Here is a 22,247-nt window from a genome sequence, read left to right as displayed (position 1 = left end):
GCGCGGTGGCGAATCGTCAGTGTGAGTAGGGACGGTGCTTGGGCAGCTCCGGGTTAAGCTCGACGCCGAAGCCGGGCGTATCGGGAAGCTTGAGTTTGCCGTTCACGGGGACCGGTTCGCCCAGCAGCATGGGCGAGAACATGGGCACAACCTCCTCAGCAGCGGGGTGCATCATGAGGAACTCGGCGAAGGGGCTGTTCGTCCGGGTGATGACGAAGTGGTAGGAGTACACCGAGGATCCGTGGGGAACGACGAGCGCTCCGTTGGCGTCTGCCATGGCGGAGATCTTGGTGAGTTCGGTGATCCCTCCGCACCATCCGACGTCGGGCTGGAGGATGTCTGCGCAGTCCATGTCGAGCAACAGCTTGAAACCCCACCGGGTTGCTTCGTGTTCGCCGGTGCTCACCAGCATCTTGGGCGGGACCTGCTTCTTGAGCTTGGCGTACCCCCAGTAGTCGTCCGGGGGAAGCGCTTCCTCGATCCATTTGAGGTTGTAGTCCGCGGCGCCGTGGGCCAGCCGGGTGGCGTACTCGAGGTCCAGGGACATCCAGCAGTCGAGCATGAGCCAGAAATCATCGCCGACTTTCTCCCGCATGTCCCGGATCATGTCCAGGTTCTTGCGGAGGCCTTCTTCGCCTTCGGCGGGTCCGTGGTGCAGGGGCATTTTTCCGCCGATGAACCCGAGGTCCTTCGCGATGTCGGGCCGGGCACCCGTGGCGTACATGGTCAGTTCGTCCCGCACCGGACCCCCCAAGAGGGCATAGACGGGTTCCTGCCGGATTTTGCCGAGCAGGTCGTAGAGAGCCAGGTCCACAGCGCTGATGGCATTGAGCACTACGCCTTTACGGCCGTAGAAGAGGGTGGACTTGTACATCTGGTCCCAGATCTTTTCGATGTCCGTGACCCGAGCGCCTTCGATGAACCGGGCGAGGTGTTTTTCGACAATGAACGCGCCCAGCTCGCCGGCGGTGGTGACGGCGAAGCCCACTGTGCCGTCGTCGGCCTCGATCTCGACCACCAGCGTGCCGAGGACGTTCAGGCCGAAACTTTGGCGCGACTGCCGAAAATCCGGGTAGACAGACATGGGAGTGGCGATGTGGTCATCGATCCAGTGACCGGCGTCTTGGTCGTGGTAGTCGGCGCCCCCGCCGCGAAGTGTGTAGGCACGGACCTGGCTGATGCGGTTTTCGATGCTCACTGGCTGTTCCTTGAGGAGTCGAGTCGGACAAGTACTTTTCCGGGCGTACCGTCAGCCGCCGCAAGCCCGGCGAACGCAGCGTTGGCGTCCTCCATCGAGACCTCGCGGGTGATGAGTTCGGCAAGCACCGGGGAACCCTGATCGACCCACGCGGCAGCATCCCGGAAGTCCTGGTTGGTGTAGCAGAAGCTGCCCACGATCTCGCGTTCCTCGGTTGAGACACGGTACGCGTTGATCACCAGTTCCGGTGACCCCATCCCGACAAGGGACACGACGCCGCCGAATCTCGTGGCAGCCAATGCGCAGGCAATCGTGGGCTTGATTCCGACGGCGTCCACGGTGGTGTCGGCCAGGGACCCGAAGGCCGCTCTGACCTGCTCCTCCAACGGAGCTGTGGACGGGTCAAGGGGAGTGGCTCCCAGCAGTGCGCAAAGAGCGCGGCGTTCGGGGTCCATTTCCGAGACGAGGACCTGTGCAGCCCCTTCCTGGAGGGCAGCGAGGATAACCGACTGGCCAATGGGGCCGCCGCCGATGACAAGGACTTTTTGTCCGGTGTGTACTCTTGCCCTGCGCACGGCGTGGAACGCGACGGCGAGGGGCTCAATCAGCGCGCCGTAGACGATCGGGGTCCCGGGTGAGAGCGGGACCACGTTGGCTGCGGGGACGGCCAGCTGTTGAGCGAAGGCCGACACGATGGACGGGTCCACTCCGATGACGGTTCTTTCCGGGCAGTGCTGCTGCTGTCCGGCGCGGCACGCTTCGCACTTGGTGCAGCTGATCAGCGGGTTGAAAGTGACCGGCTGGCCCAGCACCAGGCCGCCGTTTTCCGTTCCGGGGCCGAGGGCCGCGATGCGCCCGACCGATTCGTGGCCCATCACCTGCCCGGGGTGCCGTCGGCCGTTTTCACCGGTGTAACCGTGGATATCGGAGCCGCAGATGCCGGTCGCCACCACATCGATGAGCACTTGGCCCGGCCCGGCGGTCGGGTTCTTCCGGTCCACGACCGCCAACTGGCCGAAATCCTTCAGTTCTAGGGCCTGCATCACGGATGTACCTTCTCTTCTGCCTCTTCTGCGGTGGCGGGTAGAAGCCCTTCGCTGGAGGCCGTTGGCGCTGAATGGAACACAATAACTCCCCATCGAGTTCATAAGTGTGAATTCGGAGTTCACGCACGCGAACAAGAGGAGTATGGCATCTGTCCCGCGCGCGTGGCAAGGCGCGCAAAGGCTGGCCCGCTTCTAGCTGCGGACCTCGGACGGGAGGACAATTCCCGGTTCTCGCACCCCGAGGACCGCCCTGATCTCCTGGGCGGCAGCGGCGAGCGGCCGGACGATATTTCCCGGCCATCCGGCCCCCGTGCGGGCGCTGGGCATTGTCACCGACAGTGCAGTCGCCATACCGCCGCCGGCCTCGGTGGTCAGAGGCACGGCGACGCAGCGGCAGCCGTCGAGGTATTCCTCGTCGTCGAGGGCGTACCCGCGGGTCTTGGCCGCGGCCACGAGCTCGGACAGCTTCGCAACGTCCGTGACCGTCTTGTCCGTCAACCGGGGCAAGGCGACGGAGTTGAGTCGCCGGGCAGCTTCCCCTGGCTCGAGGGTGCTGAGCAGTGCTTTTCCGATCCCGGTCGCATGGGCGAGCAGGCGCATCCCCACGGAGGAGCCCAGGCGCATGCCGCCGGAGTGGCTGATGGCGATGTAGACGTTCTCCACTCCGTCCAGACGGGCCAGCTGCACCGTTTCGCCCAGTGACCGGGACAGCCGATCCATTACCGGCTTGGCGACGTTCGCCAGATCCTCATGGCCGGTATACATTTGCCCCACCTGCCAGGCGCGCAGGCCCAGGGAATACTGTTTGCTGGCGGCATTGTGATCGAGCCAGCCGGCCGTGCACAGCGTACTGAGCAGGCCGTGGGCACTGGAGCGGGGCAGCGCGAGACCGTCCAGAATTTCGGTGAAGCTGACTGATCCCTTTGCGGCAACGAACTCAACTACCGCAAGGGCGCGATCGGCGGATTTCACCTTTTGGCGCTCGGTTTGCACACTCATGGACGCTCCTCATATCGTGCGGAATCCTACGCTTGCCCCTGGGGGAGACGGCCGTCAGCCGGCATGCCCACGGGCCAGCCCCGGCGGCCAGGCTTAGAATAACCCGGTGAGTTGGACCGACAAGGTACCCCCGTGGCTTCCGCCCCTGCCCCCGCCGCCGCGGCGGGGTAAGGGCCTGATGCTCGCGGGCCTTGTCATCCTGGCTGTCGTCTTCGTGTTCATCATCGTGATGGGCCTGATCGGCGGTACGCACACGCTGTACACCCTCCTGGCCTTGTTGGCGGGCCTGGGCCTCCTGATTGCGGGGCTGCTGCGGCGGCGGCGCTGACCCTGCGCCCGATCAGCCGCCGCGGCTAGGCGGTCCTGCGGACCGCTCCGGGATCCGGGAGGGCATCAAACTCAGGCAGGACGTCGGCCGTGGTGCCGCCCCGGCGGCGGTTCAGGTGAAGCACGCCGGGAACCTTCCGGGCCGCGCGCGGCGCACTGCGCAGCAACGAACCCACCCCGAAGACCAGCAGCCTCGCGATGCCCAGGATGCCGAGGGCGCCGAGGAAGGCGGTGGCAATGAATGCGAACAGGACCGCAGCGATGGCAAGGGTTCCCAGGAACACGAGCGTCTCGTTGGCGGGATTGAATGATGACAACATGGATCTCCCTCAGGGACTCAGGGAAGCTTGGCGGTCCGCAGCGTCCTGCCGCAACCCGCCCGGGTCGGTGGGATTAGAACGCCGTCGCCATAGGTCTGTCCTTCCGCGGCGGAATCGCCGTTGATCGACTACCAGTTGTTCCAGCAGATTACGGGTGTCCGGCGCCGGCAGGGTCATGTGACGCGGCGAGCCACGTCATTGGAATGATTCCGTGACCGTGGTCTCGGAACCGTCACGCCGGCGGCACCAGGGCTGCATGCGAAGAGAGGGCTGCCGTTCCGGCGGGAACGGCAGCCCTCTTCGGCTGGAATGACGCTGAGGACGTCGGGAGGGGTTAGGCCCGTTCCTCGTATCCGTCCTCGTCGTAGCGGTCTTCGAAGCCGGCGCGGTCCGCCCGGCGGTGGAAGCGCATCCCGGCCAGGCCGCCAAGAATGGCGCCGACAAGCGCGACGACGGCGGCAATGACGATGGCGACGATGCCGACGGTGGTGACATCACCTTCGTTCACCGGGATGCGCGGGAAGGAATTCAGGTTGGCGAGTACGTTGAACCGGCTGCCGAGCGAGGCCCCAAGAATGGCGACCAGCACGGCTACCACCAAGGCCCACAGCCAGACTGCGAGGCCCTGGCGGAGGCCGTTGAACCGGGCCATCCGGCCAGCGACGTAGCCGCCGCAGTAGTAGGCCACAAAGAGAATGACCGCGAGCACGATCGCTCCCGTGATGCCGACCGAACCGGCGTTGCTCCCGGTGGCAGCCTGGTTGATCGAGGTGTTCGTGGAAAGGCTGACCGCCATCCCTGCCGCCGCCGCAAGGGCGGTGAGAAGCACAGCCATGCCCATGGCAGTGACCCAGCCAAAGAACGCCGACCCCGCCTTCACGCCCCCGAAGCGCTCCTTCGCGCGGGCGTTGAAGGTCTCCCGGTCGAGCACCGGGGCCGCATCGCCGGCGTACGGGGCGGGGCTGTGCGCTCCGGCGGCGCGCCCGGACCGTTCCCCGCGGATGGTGCTGCCGCCGCCAGCGGCGTTTTCCGCGCCGACGCCCTCGGCGGGTACCTGGCGCCGGATCACGCGGGTTTCGTTGCCCGGCTCGGCGGCGGTGTCGCGCCGCAGCGCCTCGGTGCGCGGCGACTCGCTGCGGGCCGCGTCCTCGCGCACGTTCTCGGAGCGGATCGCTTCGGTCGGCGCCGGCTCTGCGGGGGAGGCGCCGTCCGCCGGCCCCTCGCCGCGGTGAAGAGGTGAGTGCTGGTTCTCGCTCATCGGGGGTCTCCCTCATTGTCGCAATCATTGATTGTTCGTAAGTAAGCTTACTTCAAAGTTTACTTAGCAAAGTTAATGACTTATGCTAAGTACTTGTGGATGCTGCCCTTGAAACCCTGATACCTGCCGAAGGCGGAGTGCCCGCCCTCGCCGTCGAACTCCGCATCGCCGTCATGCGCATGTCACGGAAGCTGCGGGTGGAAGCCAGCGGTGACGCCGTCACCCCCGGCCAGTACTCGGTGCTCGCCGGTCTGAGCCAGCAGGGGCCGCTGACGCTCCGGCAGCTGGCGGACCGTGAGCACGTCCAGGCGCCTTCGATGACCCGGATCGTGAACGCGCTGGCTGAGCTGGGCTTCGTCACCCGGTCCGAACACCCGACCGACGGCCGCCAGGTGCTGGTCCATCTGAGCAAGGACGGCCGGCAGACGCTCGACGACGCGCGGACGCGCCGCACGGAATGGCTCGCCGAGCGCCTCGCGGCCCTGCCGCCGGACGAGCAGGACACCCTGCGCGAGGCCACGGCCATCCTGCAGCGGATGAGCGCCAAATGAGGCGGACCTTCCGCGCGCTGCAGATCTACAACTACCGGCTCTGGGTCAGCGGAGCGCTCGTCTCCAACATCGGCACCTGGATGCAGCGGGTCGCGCAGGACTGGCTCGTGCTCACCGTGCTCACCAACCACTCCGGCACAGCGGTCGGCATTGCCACCGGGCTGCAGTTCCTGCCGATTCTCTTCCTGGGCCCCTACGCCGGACTGCTGGGAGACAGGGTCACCAAGCGCCGCCTGCTGCTCTGGACCCAGACCGCGATGGGCCTGACCGCACTGGTCCTCGGCCTGCTCGTCGTGACCAATGCGGTGCAGCTCTGGCACGTCTACCTGCTCGCCCTCGCGCTCGGCGTCGCCAGCGCGATCGACGCACCCTCCCGCCAGGCGTTCGTCTCCGAGGTGGTGCCGCGCGACGACGTGCCCAACGCCGTGGCGCTCAACAGCGCTTCCTTCAACATGGCGCGCCTGGCCGGTCCGGGCGTGGCGGGCCTGCTGATCGCCTGGATCGGAACGGGCCCTGTGTTCCTGCTCAACGCCGCCAGCTTCGCCGCCGTCATCCTCTCTCTGCTCGGGATGCGCGAGGCCGAGCTCCGGCCCACTACCCGGGTGCCGCGCGGCAAGGGCCAGCTCCGGGAGGGCGTCCGCTACGTCAAGGGCCGCCCGGACCTGGTGCTGATCCTGGTGCTGGTCGGCGTCGTCGGCACCTTCGGGCTCAACTTCCAGGTGACGAACGCGCTGATGGCGACCAGCGTCTTCGGCAAGGGCCCCGGCGAGTACGGCCTGCTCGGCTCGATCATGGCGATTGGGACCCTCGCAGCCGCGTTCCTCGCCGCCCGCCGCCAAGGCACCCGGCTGCGCTATGTGCTCGGGGGCGCCATCGGGTTCGGAATCTTCACCCTGGTGGCCTGCCTGATGCCGAGCTACCTGCTGTACGCGGTCTCGCTGGTACTGGTCGGCCTAACATCGCTGACCTTCATGAACGCCGCCAACACCAGCATTCAGCTGTCGGTGGAGCCGGCGATGCGTGGCCGCGTCCTGGCGTTGTACATGGCGATCATGCAGGGCGGCACGCCGATCGGGGCGCCGCTGATCGGCTGGATCGGCACCGCCCTGGGCCCCCGCTGGGCTGTGGGGCTTGGAGGCGCCATTGTCCTGGTCGCCGGGTTGGCGGCGGTGGTCGCGGTCAATCGGCGCAATGGCGTCGGGCTGCGGGACCAGGTGCGGACGGTGACCCGGGTTTCCGTCGGCCGCTTCACGCGCCGAAGCACCGCCTGATCCCCGGTGTTTGTCGGTGTGACGCAGTAGCCTTGCAGCACGGCAGGCGCACCGGTGTCTGCGTCATCGAAGGGGGAGGCGTGGCCATTTCCGATCCGGCGTCCGCGCCCGGCGGTATTCCCTCCAGTGCGGCTCCGGACGCCGAACCCCACTCACCGGTCCGGTCGCGCTGGATCATCGGCGTCGTGTTGGTGAACCTTGGGATCAATGCCGCCTTCTTCGGGCCCCTGCAGGTCATGCTCGCGCAACAGGCGCAGCAATTCGACCCGGGGCACAAGGAAGCCATCCTGGCACTCGTCACCGGCTTCGGCGCCGCTGTGTCCCTGGTCGCCAATCCGCTCTTCGGCGCGTTCAGTGACCGGACGACGTCGGCCTGGGGGCGCCGCGTACCTTGGGTTGTCGGCGGCACGGGCGTCGGCGCGGCCGCGCTCATCGCCCTCGCCGGGGCACCCGGCGTAGCCCTGATGACGCTGCTGTGGTGCCTGGTGCAGGCCGGGTGTAATGCCGCCTACGCCGCCATTACCGCGGCCGTCCCGGACCAAGTACCTCGCCGCCAGCGCGGGTCGGTCGGCGGCCTGGCTGCGATGGGCCAGACGGCGGGCGTGCTTCTGGGGGCGGTGATCGCCGCAGCGGCCGGCGGGTTCGTGGCCGGTTATCTCATCAGCGCCGCGGTGCTGGGGCTGAGCGTGGTGCCGTACGCGCTGCGGAGCCAGGACGGCAGGCTGCCGTGTGCGGCGGTTGAGCCGTTCAGCCCGGGCCGTTTCCTGCGGGGGTTCTACATCAGTCCCCGGCGCTACCCGGACTTCGGCTGGGCCTGGTTGACCCGGTTCCTGGTCAACCTCGGGAACCACATGGTGACGCTGTACCTGTTCTTCTACCTCCAGGACGCCGTCCACTACGACCAGCCGGCCACCGGGGTCCTGGTCCTGACCGGGCTGTACGCGGTCATGGTGATTATCACGGCAGTCCTTGGCGGGCCGTGGAGCGACAGAATGGGCCGCCGCAAGCCGCTGGTGGCGGCGTCGTCAACGATCATTGCGCTGGCTGCGCTCACCCTCGGGCTGTTCCAGACCTGGCCCGCGGCGCTCATTGCCGCGGCGGTCCTCGGCATAGGGTTCGGAGCGTATTTGGCGGTGGACTTTGCGCTTCTCACCGAGGTGCTGCCGCACGCCGGCAGCCGCGCCCGGGACCTCGGCGTGATCAACGTGGCCAATTCGCTGCCGCAGGTGGTGGCACCGGCGCTGGCCGCTCCTCTGGTGCTGCTGGGCGGTTACATCACGCTGTACGTGGTGGCCGGTGTCGTCGGCCTGTTGGGCGCTGTGTTCGTCTACAAGATCAAAGGGGTCCGCTAGCTGGGTCCGCTAGCCGGGGTCCGCTGTGCCGGGAACGGTCAGTACGCGCTGTACATCAGGGAGGAGTCCAGCAGCGACGGGTCCTTCACCGAGCTGGCAACATAGAAACCGACGATCATCAGGAGGGCGCTGAAGGCGACCCAGCCGAGGATCAGGCGGACGAGGATCCTGGCGTCGGAGGCGCTGAAGACGGAGTCGTCGGCGGCCGCTGCGGGCGGCAGGATCACGTTGGAGGCGAAGTCCCAGCTGCCGTCCGTGAGGGTTGCGAACATGGAATTGGTGCGGCGGTCCAGCCTGAGCCGTTCGATGCGTTGCCCGTGGCGGGCCAGCAGGATGTCTTCGCCTACATGCATTTGCCGGATACGCACCGGTACCTCCGTGAGAGTCGTTCTAGGTCAGCAGCACCGTTGCTTCCGGTAACGATTTTATCTCGCGGGCTCCTCTGGGGACGATTTCCGTGACAGGGATAACACCCTGTGGTATAACCCATCCGACGCCACCGTGGGCCTGTTCACCTGCCGTTCGCCGGTACGTTGTCCGCCGCCCCTAGCGTGGAACCATGGCAGGACTTTACGTGGCACTCGGGGACTCCTTCACCGAAGGGGTGGGTGACCCGAGCCGGAAGCTTCCCAACGGCGTGCGCGGCTGGGCCGACAGAGTAGCTGAGCGGCTGGCCCGCGCGGAGCCAGGCTGGGAGTACGCCAACCTTGCCGTGCGCAGCAAGCGTCTGCGCCAGATCGTGGCGGACCAGCTTGAGCCAGCCGAGGCGATGGGCCCCACCCTGGTCTCCTTCTACGCCGGCGGCAACGACATCCTGGACCTGCGCACCGACATGGAACGGCTGATGGACAGCTACGACGACGCCGTCGCCCGGCTCGCCGCGACCGGCGCGACACTACTGCTGTTCACCGGTTTCGATGTGAACGTGTCCCCGCTGCTGACGCCGTTCAGGCGTCGCAACGCCTACTACAACGAGCGGGTCCGCGCGGCAGCGCTGCGGCACGGGGCGCTGCTGGTGGACTATTGGGCGTTCGACGCCTACCGCGACCGACGCATGTGGGGGCCGGACCGGCTGCACATGTCCAAGGCAGGGCATCGCTACCTGGCGGCCCGGGTGCTGGACCTGCTCGACGTCGGGCATTCCCTCACGCCGAAGGACCTCGGGCCGCTGGAGCCGCGGCCGCTGCGCCAGGTGCTGCGGGAAAACAGGGAATGGGCCAGGGAATGGGTGCTGCCCATGTTTGGCCGCAAGCTGCGCGGCGTCACCCTGGGGGACAACCTGCCGCCGCGCTGGCCGGCGCCGGTCCGGGTGCCGCCGAAGGGCGGCCTGAAGAAACTCGTTGCATGGCGCCGGACGGAGGCGGGCTAGCGCTCTTCCCGCCCGCGGCGCTCGACGAGCTTCGGGTAGGCGAACCACAGCGAGAAGACGAGCGCCAGCAGGGCAACCAGAACCACCGTGCCAGCCGTCCTGCCCAGCACAATGTCGAACACGAGGGCCGCCGTGCCGGCAACGAGGAGGGCCACGCCCGCCAATCCGGCCCGGACGAACCAGGTGCTGTTGTCCACCAGCCGTTTCTTGAGCCCGTGCCGGAACAGGAACCGGTGCAGGCTGATCGGCGTCAGGATCAGGGCGGTTACTGCCGCGGCGAGGGCGACGAGTACCAGGTAGCCCGTCCGCTGCACGTCGTCGAGGCTGGTGAAGCGCTGCTGGAACGGCAGCGTGAACAGGAAAGCCGCCAGGATCTGGGTGCCCGTCTGCATGACCCGCATCTCCTGCAGCAGCTCATTCCAGTTCCGGTCCGCCCGCTCGGCGTCGGTCTCCTCACGGCCGTCCCCGACGACGGCTTCCCCGTCCTTGCTTGCCATGCCGTCCGAACTAGGAAACCAGGGAGGCGTCGTCGCCCTCGCTGGCGCCCTCCGGCGCCACGGCGGGCAGCACCGGGTCCGCGGAGCCGACCGTGGAGACCAGATCCGACGGAGTGACTCCGGCGGCCTCCGCGACTGTGGTGATATCCGCGCCGGCATCCAGCGCCTGGAGGACGGTGTTGCGCAACGTCAACGTCGCCTCATCCAACGCGAACTGGCGCTGCTCGACTTCAGCAGCCGCAAGCCAAATGTCCTTTTCGAGACCGTCCATCGGGTTCTCAACATTTTCCATCGGGAGCACTCAATTCTTTCGCCACTGATGGACCTAGCGTCTTAAGCCCTGGTGTGATTCCCCATAGTACAGGGGGCAGGCCTCACGCGCCGGTCTCGCGGTTGGACGCGGTCACCGGTTTGGACTTGGCCGAGCCGCGTTGGCGCAGGTAGACAGAACCGAGAACGAGCAGCGCCACGAGAGGTACTGCCAGACCGTCACGGGCGGCTGGCCATGCGCTGCCTGCTCGTCGCTGTAGGCGGCGGCGCCCCGCGGTGAGCACGACGTACGTGCCCATCTGGAGGACCTCCGACTCCCTGCGCGGCCCTGCGCCTACCCGGCGTCGCGTGCCGGTTCCGCGGGGGCGGGTTTGCCGCTTTGGCGCTTTTCGCCCGGCCCTGCGGGATAGCCCGCCCTGCGGCCGGCGACCACCATGGCCAGGGCGACCGCCGACGGCACAGCCGCCGCCAGCGGGATGAGCAGTGCCCCCACGCCGTTGAGCGCGAACCCGCCGTACGTGGCTCCCACGGCGATGCCCAGCTGGGTAGTCAGCACCATCAGGCTGTTCGCCGCGTCGCGCTGCTTGTCCCCGGCCAGGAGGATGGCCGACTGGTTGTAGATTCCCGCCGCTCCCAGTCCGGCGCCCCACAGGCACAGGAGCACCAAAGCCGTGGCCAGGTTCCGGCCGGCCACGGGCAGCAGCAGGTAGCACACGAGGATGACCGACGTCGCAATCAGCATCGAGCGGCGCGGCCTCCTGTCCACGGACAAGCCGGCAAGCCAGATCCCCAGCAGGCCGGCGATGCCCAGGACCGACAGGGAGAGGCCGATGGTGTAGGCGGGAAGCCCGGCCGCGATGACGAACGGGGCGATATAGGTAAAGAGGGAGAAACGCGCCAGCAGCAGCAGCGGCCACGCCGTCACGACCGTCTTCACCCCGGGCTGGCGGATCGCTTTGCGGACCGAGGGGCGCTCGGAGGCTTCCCCCGCCGGGACGGCCGGCAGCAGCCACAGGGCCAGCAGGGCCAGGAGGCCTCCGGCGGCCGCGAGCAGGATGAACGAGGCGCGCCAGCCAAGAAAGGTTCCCAGTGCTGTGCCGACCGGTGCCCCGATCGCCAGCCCGAGATTGTTGCCGCTGAAGACGATCGCCATCGAGCGGCCCATCTTCCGCGCCGGCACGATGCGCGCAACGAACGGTGCCATGGTGGACCAAAGAAGTCCGTGCGCGACGCCGCCGACCAGCCGGGCGGTGAGGGCCAGTGGAAAGCTGGGGCTGACGCCGATGAGGACGTTGCTGAGCGCAAACATCAGGATGAGTGCGAAAAGCAGGGCCTTGCGGGGAACCCTGCCCAGGAACTTGGTCAGCGGGATCACGCTGACGACGATCACCAGGGCATAACCGGCCGTGAGGTGGCCCACCTCGGCTTCGCTCACGCCGAAACCCTGGCCGATTTGGGGGAGCAGGCCCGACGGGAGCAGCTCGGTGGTGATCGCCGTGAAGCCGACGGCGGCGAGCGTCACCAGCGCGGGCAGCGGGAGCGGATCTTCTCGGGTTCTTCTACTCATGCGCCTGACCTGGGAGGGAGAACCGGTGCACGGACCGGGGAAATCGTTTTCGCGCAACGTTACCAGCAGCCTGTCCCGCCGTCCCCGGATGACGCCCCCTGCTCACGGCCGTGACGCGGCCGCGGTGCCGCCCGCTGATGCCGCCCGCGTCAGGAGGAGCCGGCGCGCCGTTCGTGGAGCAGCTCCTTGCTGCGGAGCAGCCGGAGCGCAGTCACCAGCAGCAAGCCCCCCAGCACGTTGAAAACGGCGGTGTAGGCGAACCAGCCCAGCCACTGCGCGTAGCCGAAGGGCGCACCCGCCAGCAGGCCGCCGAAGATCAGCAGGGAATCCAGCACGGAATGGAACAGCGGCAGCCCCGAGAGCAGGAAGCCTCCGGCGACGGCGGCAACGATCTTGGCGGGAACCGATTCCGTCCCCTGCTGCATGCGCGTCATGAGGGTGATCGTGCTACCGCCGAGGGCGGCCAGGCACAGGGACTGAAGGGTGGGCGGTGCCAGTGCGAAGTGACGGGCGGATTCGATCACGGCGGGGCCCCATTCGGGGAAGGCCTGCATGACCAGCCACATGAAGCACCAGCCGCCGACCAGGTTCGCCGCCAGCGTCCCCGTCCATAGTTTGACGAGCTGCCCCAGGCGCGCCTCCCGTGCCGCCACCGCGGTGATGGGCACCAGGAACCCCTCCGTGAACAGCTCGCTCTTGGCCAGCAGGAGGGCAATGAACCCGATGCCGAAGGCGAGTCCGGCCAGGAGCTTGTTGCCGGTGCCGTGCTCGACGGCGAGGTAGGCCATGACGCCGAGCCCGACTTCCAGGCCGCCGAAGAACCCGGTGATGAGCACCGAGCGCCAGGTGCGGTGCAGGCGCTGCGCCCCTTCGGCCACGATCCGGTCGAACGACTGCTCGATTTCCTCCTCGACGGGCGCGTCGTTGCTGCCGAGCTGCCGTCGGCGGTCCTCGTCGCTCATGCCTCAGCCTTCCGCGTCGGACTCTCCGCCGCTGCGGTCATTGCGGCGGAGAGTCCAATCTAGCGCCGCAGCGCCGCGCACCGCCATGCTGCCGTGCCGCCTCAGGCGCCGGCGTCGAGCCCCTTGGCGTCGGCCAGCAGCTGCGCCAGGTGCCGCCCCTGCCGGTCGGTGAGGTGGTCCAGCTGGGTGCGGCACCCGAAGCCGTCGGCGAGGACATCGGCGTCGGGGGCAGCGGCCAGCGCCGGCAGCAGGTTCACTTCGGCGACGGCGACCGAAACATCGTGGTGCCCCTTCTCCATGCCGAAGTTGCCGGCGATGCCGCAGCAGCCAGGGACTCTGGTCACCTCCGCGCCGGCGTCGGCGAGCAGCTGACGGTCCGGCTCCCAGCCCAGCACAGCGTGGTGGTGGCAGTGCGGCTGGGCGACGGCGGCGTAGCCGGCCAGGTCCGGCGGCTGCCAGGCCGGCGCCTCCCGGAGTGCTTCGGCCAGGGTCCGGGTGGCCGCGGACGCGGCGCGGGCGTTGGCCAGGTCGTTGTCCTCCAGCAGGTGCAGGGCGTCCCCGCGCAGCACGGCCGTGCAGGACGGTTCCAGGCCCACGACGACGGCGCCGCGGGCGGCGTGGGCGGCCAGTTCCCGGGCGGAGCGTGCAAGCCGCCGCCGCGCCTCATCGAGCTGCCCGGTGGTGATCCAGGTGATTCCGCAGCAGACGTCCCGGCCGGTGATACTGACGCGGTAGCCGGCGTCCTCAAGGACAGCCACTGCGGCGCGCCCGACCTCAGGGGAGAACGCGTTGGTGAACGTGTCCACGAAAAGCACGGCCTCGGGTGCGTCGGGGGCCGGCTTCGGGGCGGCTCGGCCTTCGAACCAGGCACGGAGGGTCCGGATTGCCGGCACGGGCAGCGGGCGCCGCCGGTCGATGCCGGCTGCTGCCGTGAGCAGCGGGTGCAGCAGGCGCGAGCCCAGTACGGCGTTCGCCAGCCGGGCGGCCGGGCCTGATGAGGCGAGCGAGAGCCAGCGGGGCAGCCAGCCCATGGCGTAGTGGCCGAGCGGGCGGAGCCGGCCCCGGTACTTCTGGTGCAGCGCCTCGGACTTGTAGAGCGCCATGTCCACCCCGGTCGGGCAGTCGGAGGCGCAGCCCTTGCAGGACAGGCACAGATCCAGGGCGTCGTGGAGCGCCTCGGACCGCCAGCCGTCCGGGCCCAGGTTGCCGGTCACCACGTCCTGCAGCACCCGGGCGCGGCCCCGGGTGGAGTCTTTTTCGTCCCGTGTGGCCTGGAACGAGGGGCACATCACCCCGGCGTTGCCCGTCGTCACCCGGCAGCGGCCGACGCCGGTGCAGCGGTGCACCGCTTTGGAGAGGTCGCCGTCGTCGTCGTGGTAGCCGAATCCCAAGGGCAGGGAGCGGCGGGTGACCGGACGAGCGGCTGCCGGGATGAGGTCCGCCGTGGCCGGTGCGGGCCGCACGATCACGCCCGGGTTCAGCAGGTCCTGCGGGTCGAAGAGCTCCTTGACGGCGCCGAACAGCTCCAGCGCCGCGGGGCTGTACATCAGCGGCAGCAGTTCGCTGCGGGCACGCCCGTCGCCGTGCTCGCCGGACATGGAGCCGCCGTGCCGGGCAGCGAGGCGGCCGGCGTCGAGCAGGAAGTCGTGGAACACGCCGGTGCCGCCGGGCCGCTCGAACGGGAAGTCGAGGCGGATGTGCAGGCAGCCGTCGCCGAAGTGCCCATAGGGCAGCCCGGTCAGGCCGTAGCCGTCGAGCAGCGCATCCAGCTCCCGCAGGTAGCGGCCAAGGTTCTCCGGCGGCACGGCCGAGTCCTCCCAACCCGCGTGCGCCGGGTGCCCGGCGGCCGTCCGGGCGGACAGGCCCGCGCCGTCCTCGCGGATGCGCCAGAGCCGTGCCATGGCGGCAGGGTCGGTGAGGACGAGGAAGTCGAGCGGGGCGGTGTCCGCGGCCAGCCGTGCTGCTTCCGCGGTGAGGGCATTGAGCGAGTCGCCGGCTAGCTCGACCATCAGCCAGCCGCCTCCGCGCGGCAGCGGCGGCAGCGCGGACGAACCGAATTTGCGGGCGACGACGTCGGTGATCCGCGAGTCCAGGCCCTCGCAGGCGATCGGGCGGAACGGGAGCACGGTGGGCACGGCGTCGGCGGCATCTGCCATGGACGGGTAGCCCAGGACGACCAGCAGCCGGACCGGGGCGTCCCGCACCAGCCGCACGGTGGCGCCGAGGGTGACAGCCAGGGTGCCTTCGGAGCCGACGAGGGTGCCGGCCAGGTTGAACTTGTTCTCCGGCAGCAGATGCTCGAGGGAGTACCCGCTGACCTGCCGTCCGAAACGCCCGAACTCGGTGCGCACAGTCCCCAGGTTCCCGGCGATGAGCCGTTCGAGTCCGTCGAGCAGCGGGCTGGCCTGCTGTCCGGTGCCGGCGCGCAGGCGCTCGCCGGTTCCCGTGACGACGTCGAGGGAAAGCACGTTGTCACTGGTGCGCCCGTAGCCCATGGCACGGTTGCCGCACGCATTGTTGCCGATCATCCCGCCGAGCGTGGCCCGATTGTGCGTGGACGGATCCGGGCCGAACCGCAGCCCGTGCGGGAGGGCGGCACGCTGCAGGTCGACCTGGACCAGCCCGGGTTCGACGACGGCGGTGCCCGCCTCCGGATCGAGTTCGAGCAACCGGTTGAAGTGCCGGCTGGAGTCCATCACCAGGCCGGGGCCGACGGCGTTGCCGGCGATCGAGGTGCCGGCACCGCGGGCGGTCAGCGGGACCCCGAGTTCGCGGCAGACCTCAAGCGCGGCGAGGACCTCGCCGGCGTCGTGCGGAAAGAAGACGGCCTGCGGCCGCACCCGGTAGATCGACGCGTCGGCGGAGTAGAGGGAGCGGTAGAGCTCCGAGGATTCGACGTGTCGGACGCCGGCACGGCTGAGCCGGCGGGCAAGTTCCGCAGCTTCGGCGCTGCCGGCCTCACGGGTGTTGGTCTGCACCTTTGCAGTGTAGCCACGCGCCCGCCCGGCGGGGTTCCTGCCCCGCGAGCGGCCAGTTGCGGCGGCCTCGGCGCCCGCGAAGCCGCCACAACCGGCCGCTCGGCCGGTCCCGGCGGCCCGGCCGCCGCCAGGGCCGGCTCTTGACGCCGTGATCTGCGCCGGGAACAATTCATTCAATCATTCAATCTTTATCCCGGGGTGGCCCGGGGTGGCCCGGGGTGGCCCGGGGAGGAGCGCCGTGGAGCAGACCGTCCGGAGGGTGTCGCTGGTCGACGCCGTAACCGAGGGCCTGCGCGCCGAACTGGCGGCCGGGACCTGGAAGGTGGGGGCCAAGCTGCCCGTGGAGGCCGCCCTCGCCGAGCGGTTCGGGGTGAGCAAGGGCACCGTGCGCCAGTCCGTGGCTGCGCTCGCGGCCTCCGGGCTGCTGGCTGTGCGCCAGGGAGCGGGGACCTTCGTCAGCGGCACCGTCGACGCCGCTGAAACGGGCCGGCGGATCCGGCGCAGCGCGCTCCGGGACCAGTTCGAGGTCCGCTGCGCCCTGGAAGCGCAGGCGGCGCGGCTGGCAGCTGTGCGCGCGGAGCCCGGGGAGCTGCAGAAGCTGCGCTCCCTGCTGGGTGAGCGCGGCGTCTATTCCGGCCGGTCCGAGGACCACGACAGCTTCGTGGCCGCGGACTTCCGCTTCCACCAGGGCATCGTCGCCGCCTCGCACAACCCGGCGCTGGCCGCGACCTACCGGTTCCTCGCGGACGCGATCCAGCAGACCATCGCCTCGACCCTTGGCGTGGAGGTGCCGGAGCCGGATCTGGCCGAGCATCTCGGCCTGGTGGACGCCATCGCCGCGGGAAATCCGGACGATGCTGATGCCGCCGTCCGGCGGTTCATGGCCCCGATGCTCCAGGCGCTGGGAGACCAGGGCTGATGGCGGCCCGCAACAACGTGGACCTGCTGGTCGACGTCGAAGACGAGGAAGTGCCCGCGCCCGACTCCACCCGGCTTGGCGGCCGCCGCGGGCTCATCTACGTCGCGGTCTGCATCGTGCTGATCGGGCTGAACCTGCGCACCGTGTTCTCCAGCTTCTCGGCGGTGCTCACCGAGATCCGCGCCGACAGCGGCCTGAGCCCGCTGCTCGTCACAGTGCTGACCACGGTCCCGGTGACGTTCCTGGGGATCTTCGCGCCCGCGGCTCCGGCGCTGGCGAGGCGGTTCGGGGCCGAACGGGTGATCCTCGGAGCCATGCTGCTGCTCACGGCCGGGCTCGCCGTCCGCGGCATCGGCGCGGTACCGGCGCTGCTGGCGGGCACCTTCGCCAGCGGCGCGGCGATCGCCGTCGTGAACGTGCTGCTGCCGGGACTGGTGAAGCGGGACTTCCACCACCGGCTGGGCCTGATGAGCGGCCTCTACACGATGGCGATCTGTGCGGCTGCCGCCATGGGCGCCGGCTTCACCCACCCGCTGTTCGAGCTCTCCGGTTCCTGGCAGTTCTCCCTGCTGTTCTGGGCGTTCCCCGCGGCGCTCGTCGCGCTGCTGTGGGCGCCGGCCGCGGTCCGCCAGCAGCACGAGCGCCGGGCAGTGGCCCACGCCGGACCGAGCGTCTGGCGTTCGGGCACCGCCTGGCAGGTGACCCTGTTCATGGTGTTCCAGTCCATGATGTCCTTCAGCGTTTTTGCCTGGCTGGCGCCGATCCTGCGTGAGCGCGGCGTCGACGGCGGCACGGCCGGGGTGATCGTGGCCGTGTGCATCGTGCTGCAGATGGCCGGTTCCTTCGTGGGCCCGGCGCTAGCGGTCCGGATGCGCCGCCAGCGCTTCATCAATGCGTTTGTGGCGCTGCTGACGGGCACGGGCTTCGCGCTGAGCATCTTCGGTCCGATGTCCGGGATCTGGGTGTGGACCGGGATGCTCGGCGTGGGCCAGGGCGCCCTGACCGCCGTCGCCCTCACCATGATCGTGCTGCGGACACGGGACAGCCATGTCGCCGCCCGCCTCTCCGGCATGATGCAGGGCGTGGGCTACGGCTTAGGGTCCTCCGGCACCCTGCTGGTGGCGCAGCTGCATAGCTCCACCGGTTCCTTCACTGCCGCCGGGGCGATGTTCCTGCTGGTGGGAGTGCTGGGGGCCGTCTTCGGGTTCCGTGCCGGCCGAGACCGGTTCGTCGGGGAGGAACGGCAGGGGCGGTAGCGGTCAGCCGCCGGCGACGGCCTCGCTGACGCCGGTTGGTCCCTCAAACTTCTTGTCCGGCAGGTTCCGCAGCGCGTTGAGCACATTCTCGTCCGCGCCGGACTCCTCGGCCTTCTTGACCAGCTCGTCCTTGCCTGCCGGGTAGTCGATGCCGCCGAGGAACTTCTGCAGCTGGATGGGGTTGGGTGTGTCACTCACTGTCTTTCCTTTCCTTGGGGATTCCCTCGTCGGTGGAGGGAAGAATCACGTCGAAGGCGTCCACGGGACGGTCCGGCACGGTCGTCGGCGCCTCGAGATGGACCGCTCCCGACGGCAGGATGCCCGCGCCGCCGAACCGTTCGAGCACCCGCCACTGGGTGGCGACGTCCTCCCCGGAGTGCTGGGCCGGCAGTTGGTCCCAGAAGTCGAAGCCGCCGCACTCCAGCAGCGCCTGCCGGTCGTAGAGGACGCAGCCGCCCAACCAGGAGATCTTGTACGGCAGCCACTGGCCTGGCCGCAGATCGGTCCCGGCGGCCAGATGCGTGGGGTTGGCGGCGTTGTGCAAGCGGTGCCTGTCGAAAGCTTCCGAGCCGCGGCGCACGCGCTCGGGCTGCACCGGGCCCTCCCACGGCTCGAAGCCGGCGCGCTCCTGCGGGCGGTCGTCGCCGAGGTAGGACAGCCCCTGGACGGCCGAGCCGACGAAACCGCAGCCCAGCTCGTCGAGGGCTGCGTGAAGCCGCTCGAGTGCGCCGGGTTCGAGCCAGACGTCGTCGTCGAGGAAGAGCACGGCCTCCGCCGAGGCCAGCCCCAGCAGGTAGGCCCGGTGCTCGGCCAGCCCGCGGCGGGGCAGATGCTGCTCGAGCCGTACCTGTCGCCCCTCGGCGCGGAGCACGCGGACCATTGCCATTGCCGCCGGGTGCTCCCAGCCGGGCGTCCCGTCGGACTGGTCGCTGACGACGACGGCGAAATCGGGCTCGTCCTGGGCCGCCAGCCCCGCGAGCGTGACGGCTAGTTCGGCCGGCCTGTTCCGGGTCGGGACCAGGACGTCCACCGCGGCCGGCAGGGCCGCCGCCTCACGGCCCCAGTCCCCGGACCAGCGCCTGCTCACGGCCCGCCTCCCGGCAGCGGTGCGGGGTCTCCGGCCGGGCGTTCCGGCGACGGAGCTGCGGGCCCGTCGCCGCGGCGGATCCGGTCCACTACCGCTGTGGTGGACCGCTCGGGCACGTAGTCGAGGATGCGGACTTCGCCGCCGTAGCCGAACACCGTCTCGCTCTCCTCAAGCATCTGCGCGGTGTAGTCCCCTCCCTTGGCGTAGACGTCCGGGCGGAGGGCTTCCAGCAGCGGGATGGGAGTGTCCGTGTCGAAGACGGTGACGTAGTCGACGCAGCTGAGCGCGGCGAGCACGCCGGCACGGTCCGTGGCCGGATTGATCGGCCGCCCGGGCCCCTTGAGCCGGCGGACGGACTCGTCTCCGTTGACCGCCACGATGAGGACGTCGCCGAGCTGCTTGGCCTGGTTGAGGTAGCTGGTGTGGCCGCGGTGCAGCACATCGAAGCAGCCGTTGGTCAGCACAATGCGACGTCCCGCGGCACGGTCGGCCGCGATCCTGCGGGCGAGTTCGGCGTGCTCCACCGCCCTGTCGCTGAAGCTGCCAAGGTGCGCGGCGAGGTCCTCCCGGGAGCAGACCGAAGTGCCGAAGCGCTGCACCACGATGTCCGCCGCTGCCTGGGCAAGGTCCAGGCTGGTGGTCAGCGGCAGGCCGCACGCCCGGGACATGGTCAGCGCGGCGACGAACGTGTCCCCGGCGCCGGAGGCCTGTTTTTCCGAGGCCGGACGCGCCCAGGTCCGGTGCGGGGAGGCCGCGCGCGGGAGCAGCACCGTGCCGTCCCTGTCGAGCGTGATGACGGCGGCTTCCGCGCCGGTCGCCTGCAGGAGCGCCGGGCCGTGCCCGCGCACTGTTTCCGCGCGCCGGGGGCCCGTCGTGAAGGTCTGGGCCGGGAGATTGAGGGCGGTGGCCGCTTCGGCCGCGTTGGGCGTGACGAGGTCAGGCCGAAGCGCGGCCCAGGGGCGCGGGTCGTGGGCGTCAACGATGAGGAGCCCGGGAGCGCCCCGCTCCGGCCGCCGCGCCGCACGCAGGGCATCGGCGGTCCCGCGTGCCAAAGCGCCGGATCCGTAATCGCAGACGACGACGGCATTGGCGCGCGCCGCTGCTGCAGCGGCGGCGCGGGCCAGGGCGTGGGCGGCCTCCTCCGGAACCGGCGCATCGCCGCCGTCGTCAAGCCGCATCATCACCTGATCGCCGCTGATGATGCGGTACTTGGTCACGGTCCGCGCAGCGGGGTGCTCGATCAGACCCGAAGTGTCGACGCCGGCGGCGTCCAAGAGGCTGCGCAGCGTCGTGCCCGCTTCGTCGCGGCCCACGATTCCCACGAGACTGACCTGGGCGCCCATCGCGGCGAGGTTCATGGCGGTGTTGGCGGCGCCGCCGGGGGCGAAGTCGCGGCGCTTGAGGTCCACGATCGGGGCCGGAGCCTCCCGGCACATCCTGTCGACGGTGCCGGCCCACCAGCCGTCCAGCATCACGTCCCCGACGACGGCGACCCGGGGTGCGAGCGCGGCCAGCCGGCCCGGCACATCGGCGGTAAGGGCGCGCAGCCCGGCAAGGTTTTCGCCGCTCACGGCGCTGCCGTCCCGCCACCGGGAGCCTCCAGGTGCACCACTTTGACAGTGGTCATCTCGTCCAGCAGTTCCGGTCCGTACCCGAACCCGCGGCCGCTTGCTCCGCGGGGCTGGGCCGAGCCGCCGGGGGCTCCGCCGAAGACATGGTTGACCTTGACCGTTCCCACCGGGAGCGCGGCCACGGCCTGCTGGGCGTGGGCCAGGCTGCCCGTGAGCACCGTAGCAGCCAGCCCGTAGCGCCCGGCAGCGGCCAGGCGCAGTCCTTCCTCGAAACTCTCGACGACCCGGACCGGGGCCACCGGGCCGAAGGTTTCCTCGCGCATGGCGTCCATGTCCTCGGTGCAGTCCAGCAGCACGGTGGCCGGGTACCACGTGCCCGGCCGGTCGGGGACCGTCCCCCCGACCGTCGCCCTGGCGCCGGCGGACACGGCGTCGGCGACGTGGGCGTGCACGGCTGCCCGGTGCCGCTCGTCCACCAGCGGGCCCAGCGAGCCGGTCTCGTTTCGCTGGCGTGCCTCAGTCTCCAGCGCCGCAATGAAGTCCGTGGCAACCGCCTCGTGCACGTAGATGCGTTCCACCGAGGTGCAGATCTGGCCGGTGTTGGCGAACGCGCCGAGCGCCGCCTGGCCGGCTGCCCAGGCGGGGTCGACGTCGCCGTCGACCAGCAACGGGTCGTTGCCGCCGTTCTCGAGCACGGTGTGGGCGCCTGTTTGCGCGCAGGCGCGGTGGATCGCTGCTCCGGTCGCGCTGGAGCCGACGTGGGCGACGACGTCGACGTCACCCGCAGCCAGGCTCGCGCCGGCGGACGCGCCGCCGGTCACGGTGACCAGGATATTCTCAGGCAGCGCGGAGGCGAGGACACTGCCGAGCAGGGCCCCGGTGTGCGGGCACCTTTCACTGGGCTTGTGCACGACAGTATTTCCGGTAACCACTGCCGCCCCGAGCAGGCCGCAGGCCACTGCCACCGGGTCGTTCCAGGGTGTCACGGCCGCGACCACCCCGCGGGGCCCGGCCACGGTGTAGTCGGTTGCCGTGGGCGCCCCGCGCAGGCTGCGGCCGCGGTGCACCGGCCCGAGCTCGGCGTACTGCTCCAGTGTGGCGACCCCGGCGAGGACGCCCCCGAGGGCCTCCTCGAGGAGTTTGCCAGTCTCCCGCTGGTTCCACTCGGCCAGTTCCCCGGCGCGGGCGGCCAGTGCGCGGGCAGCCTGCTTCAACAGGGTGCCGCGATCCTGCGGGGAGGTGGCAGCCCAGTCCGGCGCCGCTGCACGGGCACGCCCGACCGCGTTCGCCACTTCTTCCGGGCCGGCTGCGGCCACCGTCCCCACCAGGCTCCCGTCGGAGGGATCGAAGATGCTGATGGAGCCGCCGTCGGCGTTCGCGGGGGCGGCAATGGTGCTCGGATCGGTGGTGGTGGTCATGGGGCTCCTCACGGTGGCCTCGGCACTGACG

Annotated in this window: 23 protein-coding genes; 7 read left to right on the top strand and 16 right to left on the bottom strand. The window is 69.8% G+C overall.

The genetic code is table 11. The annotated features are described in order from the left end of the window. Positions 1-16: 16 nt before the first annotated feature. The 3 genes from rhmD to KIH31_RS02875 form a co-directional block, all read right to left on the bottom strand. Complete coding sequence (gene rhmD / locus KIH31_RS02885; RefSeq protein WP_214425532.1) at positions 17-1,198, bottom strand: L-rhamnonate dehydratase; 1,182 nt, start codon at positions 1,196-1,198, stop codon at positions 17-19. Further along, positions 1,195-2,241 (bottom strand): zinc-binding dehydrogenase, encoded by a 1,047-nt coding sequence (locus KIH31_RS02880; protein WP_214425668.1) that lies wholly within the window; start codon positions 2,239-2,241, stop codon positions 1,195-1,197. The genes rhmD and KIH31_RS02880 overlap by 4 nt, the downstream gene beginning before the upstream one ends. Before the next feature lie 195 nt (positions 2,242-2,436). Continuing rightward, positions 2,437-3,243, bottom strand: coding sequence for an IclR family transcriptional regulator (locus KIH31_RS02875; protein ID WP_214425531.1), 807 nt, complete (start codon positions 3,241-3,243; stop codon positions 2,437-2,439). A 106-nt stretch (positions 3,244-3,349) separates the two neighbouring features. On the opposite strand from KIH31_RS02875, the gene KIH31_RS02870 reads away from it, so the two are divergent. Then, positions 3,350-3,571 (top strand): hypothetical protein, encoded by a 222-nt coding sequence (locus KIH31_RS02870; protein ID WP_214425530.1) that lies wholly within the window; start codon positions 3,350-3,352, stop codon positions 3,569-3,571. A gap of 25 nt (positions 3,572-3,596) precedes the next feature. Here KIH31_RS02870 and KIH31_RS02865 read toward each other — a convergent pair whose 3' ends face one another. Together KIH31_RS02865 and KIH31_RS02860 are read right to left on the bottom strand one after the other, a co-directional pair. Then, on the bottom strand, positions 3,597-3,890 hold the full coding sequence (locus KIH31_RS02865; protein WP_214425529.1) for a hypothetical protein: 294 nt from the start codon (positions 3,888-3,890) through the stop codon (positions 3,597-3,599). 334 nt (positions 3,891-4,224) lie between these two features. After that, on the bottom strand, positions 4,225-5,148 hold the full coding sequence (locus KIH31_RS02860; protein ID WP_214425528.1) for a hypothetical protein: 924 nt from the start codon (positions 5,146-5,148) through the stop codon (positions 4,225-4,227). A gap of 95 nt (positions 5,149-5,243) precedes the next feature. Here KIH31_RS02860 and KIH31_RS02855 point away from each other — a divergent pair, with 95 nt between their 5' ends. The 3 genes from KIH31_RS02855 (at position 5,244) to KIH31_RS02845 (ending at position 8,322) form a co-directional block, all read left to right on the top strand. Continuing rightward, positions 5,244-5,699: a MarR family transcriptional regulator gene (locus KIH31_RS02855; protein WP_307857508.1), complete on the top strand. Its 456-nt coding sequence runs from the start codon at positions 5,244-5,246 to the stop codon at positions 5,697-5,699. Further along, entirely contained in the window at positions 5,696-6,970 is a 1,275-nt protein-coding gene (locus KIH31_RS02850) for an MFS transporter (protein WP_214425527.1), read from the top strand. Before KIH31_RS02855 ends, KIH31_RS02850 begins: the two co-directional genes overlap by 4 nt. A gap of 80 nt (positions 6,971-7,050) precedes the next feature. Next, positions 7,051-8,322, top strand: coding sequence for an MFS transporter (locus tag KIH31_RS02845; protein ID WP_214425526.1), 1,272 nt, complete (start codon positions 7,051-7,053; stop codon positions 8,320-8,322). Between the two features lie 38 nt (positions 8,323-8,360). On the opposite strand, the gene KIH31_RS02840 is transcribed toward KIH31_RS02845, so the two are convergent. Continuing rightward, positions 8,361-8,690 carry a hypothetical protein gene (locus KIH31_RS02840; RefSeq protein WP_214425525.1) on the bottom strand — a complete coding sequence of 110 codons (330 nt, stop codon included), beginning with the start codon at positions 8,688-8,690 and terminating at the stop codon, positions 8,361-8,363. 191 nt (positions 8,691-8,881) lie between these two features. Here KIH31_RS02840 and KIH31_RS02835 point away from each other — a divergent pair, with 191 nt between their 5' ends. Then, on the top strand, positions 8,882-9,691 hold the full coding sequence (locus KIH31_RS02835) for an SGNH/GDSL hydrolase family protein (RefSeq protein ID WP_214425524.1): 810 nt from the start codon (positions 8,882-8,884) through the stop codon (positions 9,689-9,691). Here the strand turns inward: KIH31_RS02835 and KIH31_RS02830 are convergent. The 6 genes from KIH31_RS02830 to KIH31_RS02805 form a co-directional block, all read right to left on the bottom strand. Beyond that, entirely contained in the window at positions 9,688-10,188 is a 501-nt protein-coding gene (locus KIH31_RS02830) for a DUF6328 family protein (RefSeq protein ID WP_214425523.1), read from the bottom strand. The genes KIH31_RS02835 and KIH31_RS02830 overlap by 4 nt on opposite strands. A 10-nt stretch (positions 10,189-10,198) precedes the next feature. After that, positions 10,199-10,480, bottom strand: a complete 282-nt coding sequence (locus KIH31_RS02825; RefSeq protein WP_214425522.1) for a hypothetical protein — start codon at positions 10,478-10,480, stop codon at positions 10,199-10,201. Positions 10,481-10,562: 82 nt separating this feature from the next. After that, positions 10,563-10,757: a DUF6766 family protein gene (locus KIH31_RS02820; protein ID WP_214425521.1), complete on the bottom strand. Its 195-nt coding sequence runs from the start codon at positions 10,755-10,757 to the stop codon at positions 10,563-10,565. Positions 10,758-10,792: 35 nt separating this feature from the next. Beyond that, positions 10,793-12,025, bottom strand: a complete 1,233-nt coding sequence (locus tag KIH31_RS02815) for an MFS transporter (protein ID WP_214425520.1) — start codon at positions 12,023-12,025, stop codon at positions 10,793-10,795. A 149-nt stretch (positions 12,026-12,174) separates the two neighbouring features. Beyond that, positions 12,175-12,987, bottom strand: a complete 813-nt coding sequence (locus KIH31_RS02810; RefSeq protein WP_214425519.1) for a formate/nitrite transporter family protein — start codon at positions 12,985-12,987, stop codon at positions 12,175-12,177. Between the two features lie 101 nt (positions 12,988-13,088). Further along, the gene (locus KIH31_RS02805) at positions 13,089-15,965 is read right to left on the bottom strand and encodes an FAD-binding and (Fe-S)-binding domain-containing protein (protein ID WP_214425518.1); all 2,877 of its coding nucleotides are present in this window, start codon (positions 15,963-15,965) and stop codon (positions 13,089-13,091) included. Positions 15,966-16,203: 238 nt separating this feature from the next. Here KIH31_RS02805 and KIH31_RS02800 point away from each other — a divergent pair, with 238 nt between their 5' ends. Continuing rightward, positions 16,204-16,884 carry a FadR/GntR family transcriptional regulator gene (locus tag KIH31_RS02800; RefSeq protein WP_214425517.1) on the top strand — a complete coding sequence of 227 codons (681 nt, stop codon included), beginning with the start codon at positions 16,204-16,206 and terminating at the stop codon, positions 16,882-16,884. Further along, positions 16,884-18,140, top strand: a complete 1,257-nt coding sequence (locus tag KIH31_RS02795; protein ID WP_214425516.1) for an MFS transporter — start codon at positions 16,884-16,886, stop codon at positions 18,138-18,140. Before KIH31_RS02800 ends, KIH31_RS02795 begins: the two co-directional genes overlap by 1 nt. 3 nt (positions 18,141-18,143) lie before the next feature. Here KIH31_RS02795 and KIH31_RS02790 read toward each other — a convergent pair whose 3' ends face one another. The 4 genes from KIH31_RS02790 to KIH31_RS02775 are packed head-to-tail and all read right to left on the bottom strand — an operon-like array spanning position 18,144 to position 22,216. Further along, complete coding sequence (locus KIH31_RS02790; protein ID WP_214425515.1) at positions 18,144-18,338, bottom strand: DUF2795 domain-containing protein; 195 nt, start codon at positions 18,336-18,338, stop codon at positions 18,144-18,146. Then, complete coding sequence (locus KIH31_RS02785; protein ID WP_214425514.1) at positions 18,331-19,227, bottom strand: glycosyltransferase family 2 protein; 897 nt, start codon at positions 19,225-19,227, stop codon at positions 18,331-18,333. Before KIH31_RS02785 ends, KIH31_RS02790 begins: the two co-directional genes overlap by 8 nt. After that, on the bottom strand, positions 19,224-20,798 hold the full coding sequence (rfaE2, locus tag KIH31_RS02780; protein WP_214425513.1) for a D-glycero-beta-D-manno-heptose 1-phosphate adenylyltransferase: 1,575 nt from the start codon (positions 20,796-20,798) through the stop codon (positions 19,224-19,226). The genes KIH31_RS02785 and rfaE2 overlap by 4 nt, the downstream gene beginning before the upstream one ends. Beyond that, on the bottom strand, positions 20,795-22,216 hold the full coding sequence (locus tag KIH31_RS02775) for an aldehyde dehydrogenase (RefSeq protein WP_214425512.1): 1,422 nt from the start codon (positions 22,214-22,216) through the stop codon (positions 20,795-20,797). The genes rfaE2 and KIH31_RS02775 overlap by 4 nt, the downstream gene beginning before the upstream one ends. Between the last annotated feature and the right edge of the window lie 31 nt (positions 22,217-22,247).

Origin of the sequence: Paenarthrobacter sp. DKR-5, from assembly GCF_018531425.1 — a bacterium.
GTDB lineage: Bacteria > Actinomycetota > Actinomycetes > Actinomycetales > Micrococcaceae > DKR-5.
This window is presented reverse-complemented; position numbering and strand designations above follow the sequence as displayed.

Excerpts from the sequence above, each read along its gene's own strand:
- KIH31_RS02880 (WP_214425668.1), bottom strand. The coding sequence starts at position 2,241 with ATGCAGGCCCTAGAACTGAAGGATTTCGGCCAGTTGGCGGTCGTGGAC.
- KIH31_RS02875 (WP_214425531.1), bottom strand. The coding sequence starts at position 3,243 with ATGAGTGTGCAAACCGAGCGCCAAAAGGTGAAATCCGCCGATCGCGCC.
- KIH31_RS02865 (WP_214425529.1), bottom strand. The coding sequence starts at position 3,890 with ATGTTGTCATCATTCAATCCCGCCAACGAGACGCTCGTGTTCCTGGGA.
- KIH31_RS02860 (WP_214425528.1), bottom strand. The coding sequence starts at position 5,148 with ATGAGCGAGAACCAGCACTCACCTCTTCACCGCGGCGAGGGGCCGGCG.
- KIH31_RS02850 (WP_214425527.1), top strand. The coding sequence starts at position 5,696 with ATGAGGCGGACCTTCCGCGCGCTGCAGATCTACAACTACCGGCTCTGG.
- KIH31_RS02835 (WP_214425524.1), top strand. The coding sequence starts at position 8,882 with ATGGCAGGACTTTACGTGGCACTCGGGGACTCCTTCACCGAAGGGGTG.
- KIH31_RS02830 (WP_214425523.1), bottom strand. The coding sequence starts at position 10,188 with ATGGCAAGCAAGGACGGGGAAGCCGTCGTCGGGGACGGCCGTGAGGAG.
- KIH31_RS02825 (WP_214425522.1), bottom strand. The coding sequence starts at position 10,480 with ATGGAAAATGTTGAGAACCCGATGGACGGTCTCGAAAAGGACATTTGG.
- KIH31_RS02820 (WP_214425521.1), bottom strand. The coding sequence starts at position 10,757 with ATGGGCACGTACGTCGTGCTCACCGCGGGGCGCCGCCGCCTACAGCGA.
- KIH31_RS02815 (WP_214425520.1), bottom strand. The coding sequence starts at position 12,025 with ATGAGTAGAAGAACCCGAGAAGATCCGCTCCCGCTGCCCGCGCTGGTG.
- KIH31_RS02810 (WP_214425519.1), bottom strand. The coding sequence starts at position 12,987 with ATGAGCGACGAGGACCGCCGACGGCAGCTCGGCAGCAACGACGCGCCC.
- KIH31_RS02795 (WP_214425516.1), top strand. The coding sequence starts at position 16,884 with ATGGCGGCCCGCAACAACGTGGACCTGCTGGTCGACGTCGAAGACGAG.
- KIH31_RS02775 (WP_214425512.1), bottom strand. The coding sequence starts at position 22,216 with ATGACCACCACCACCGATCCGAGCACCATTGCCGCCCCCGCGAACGCC.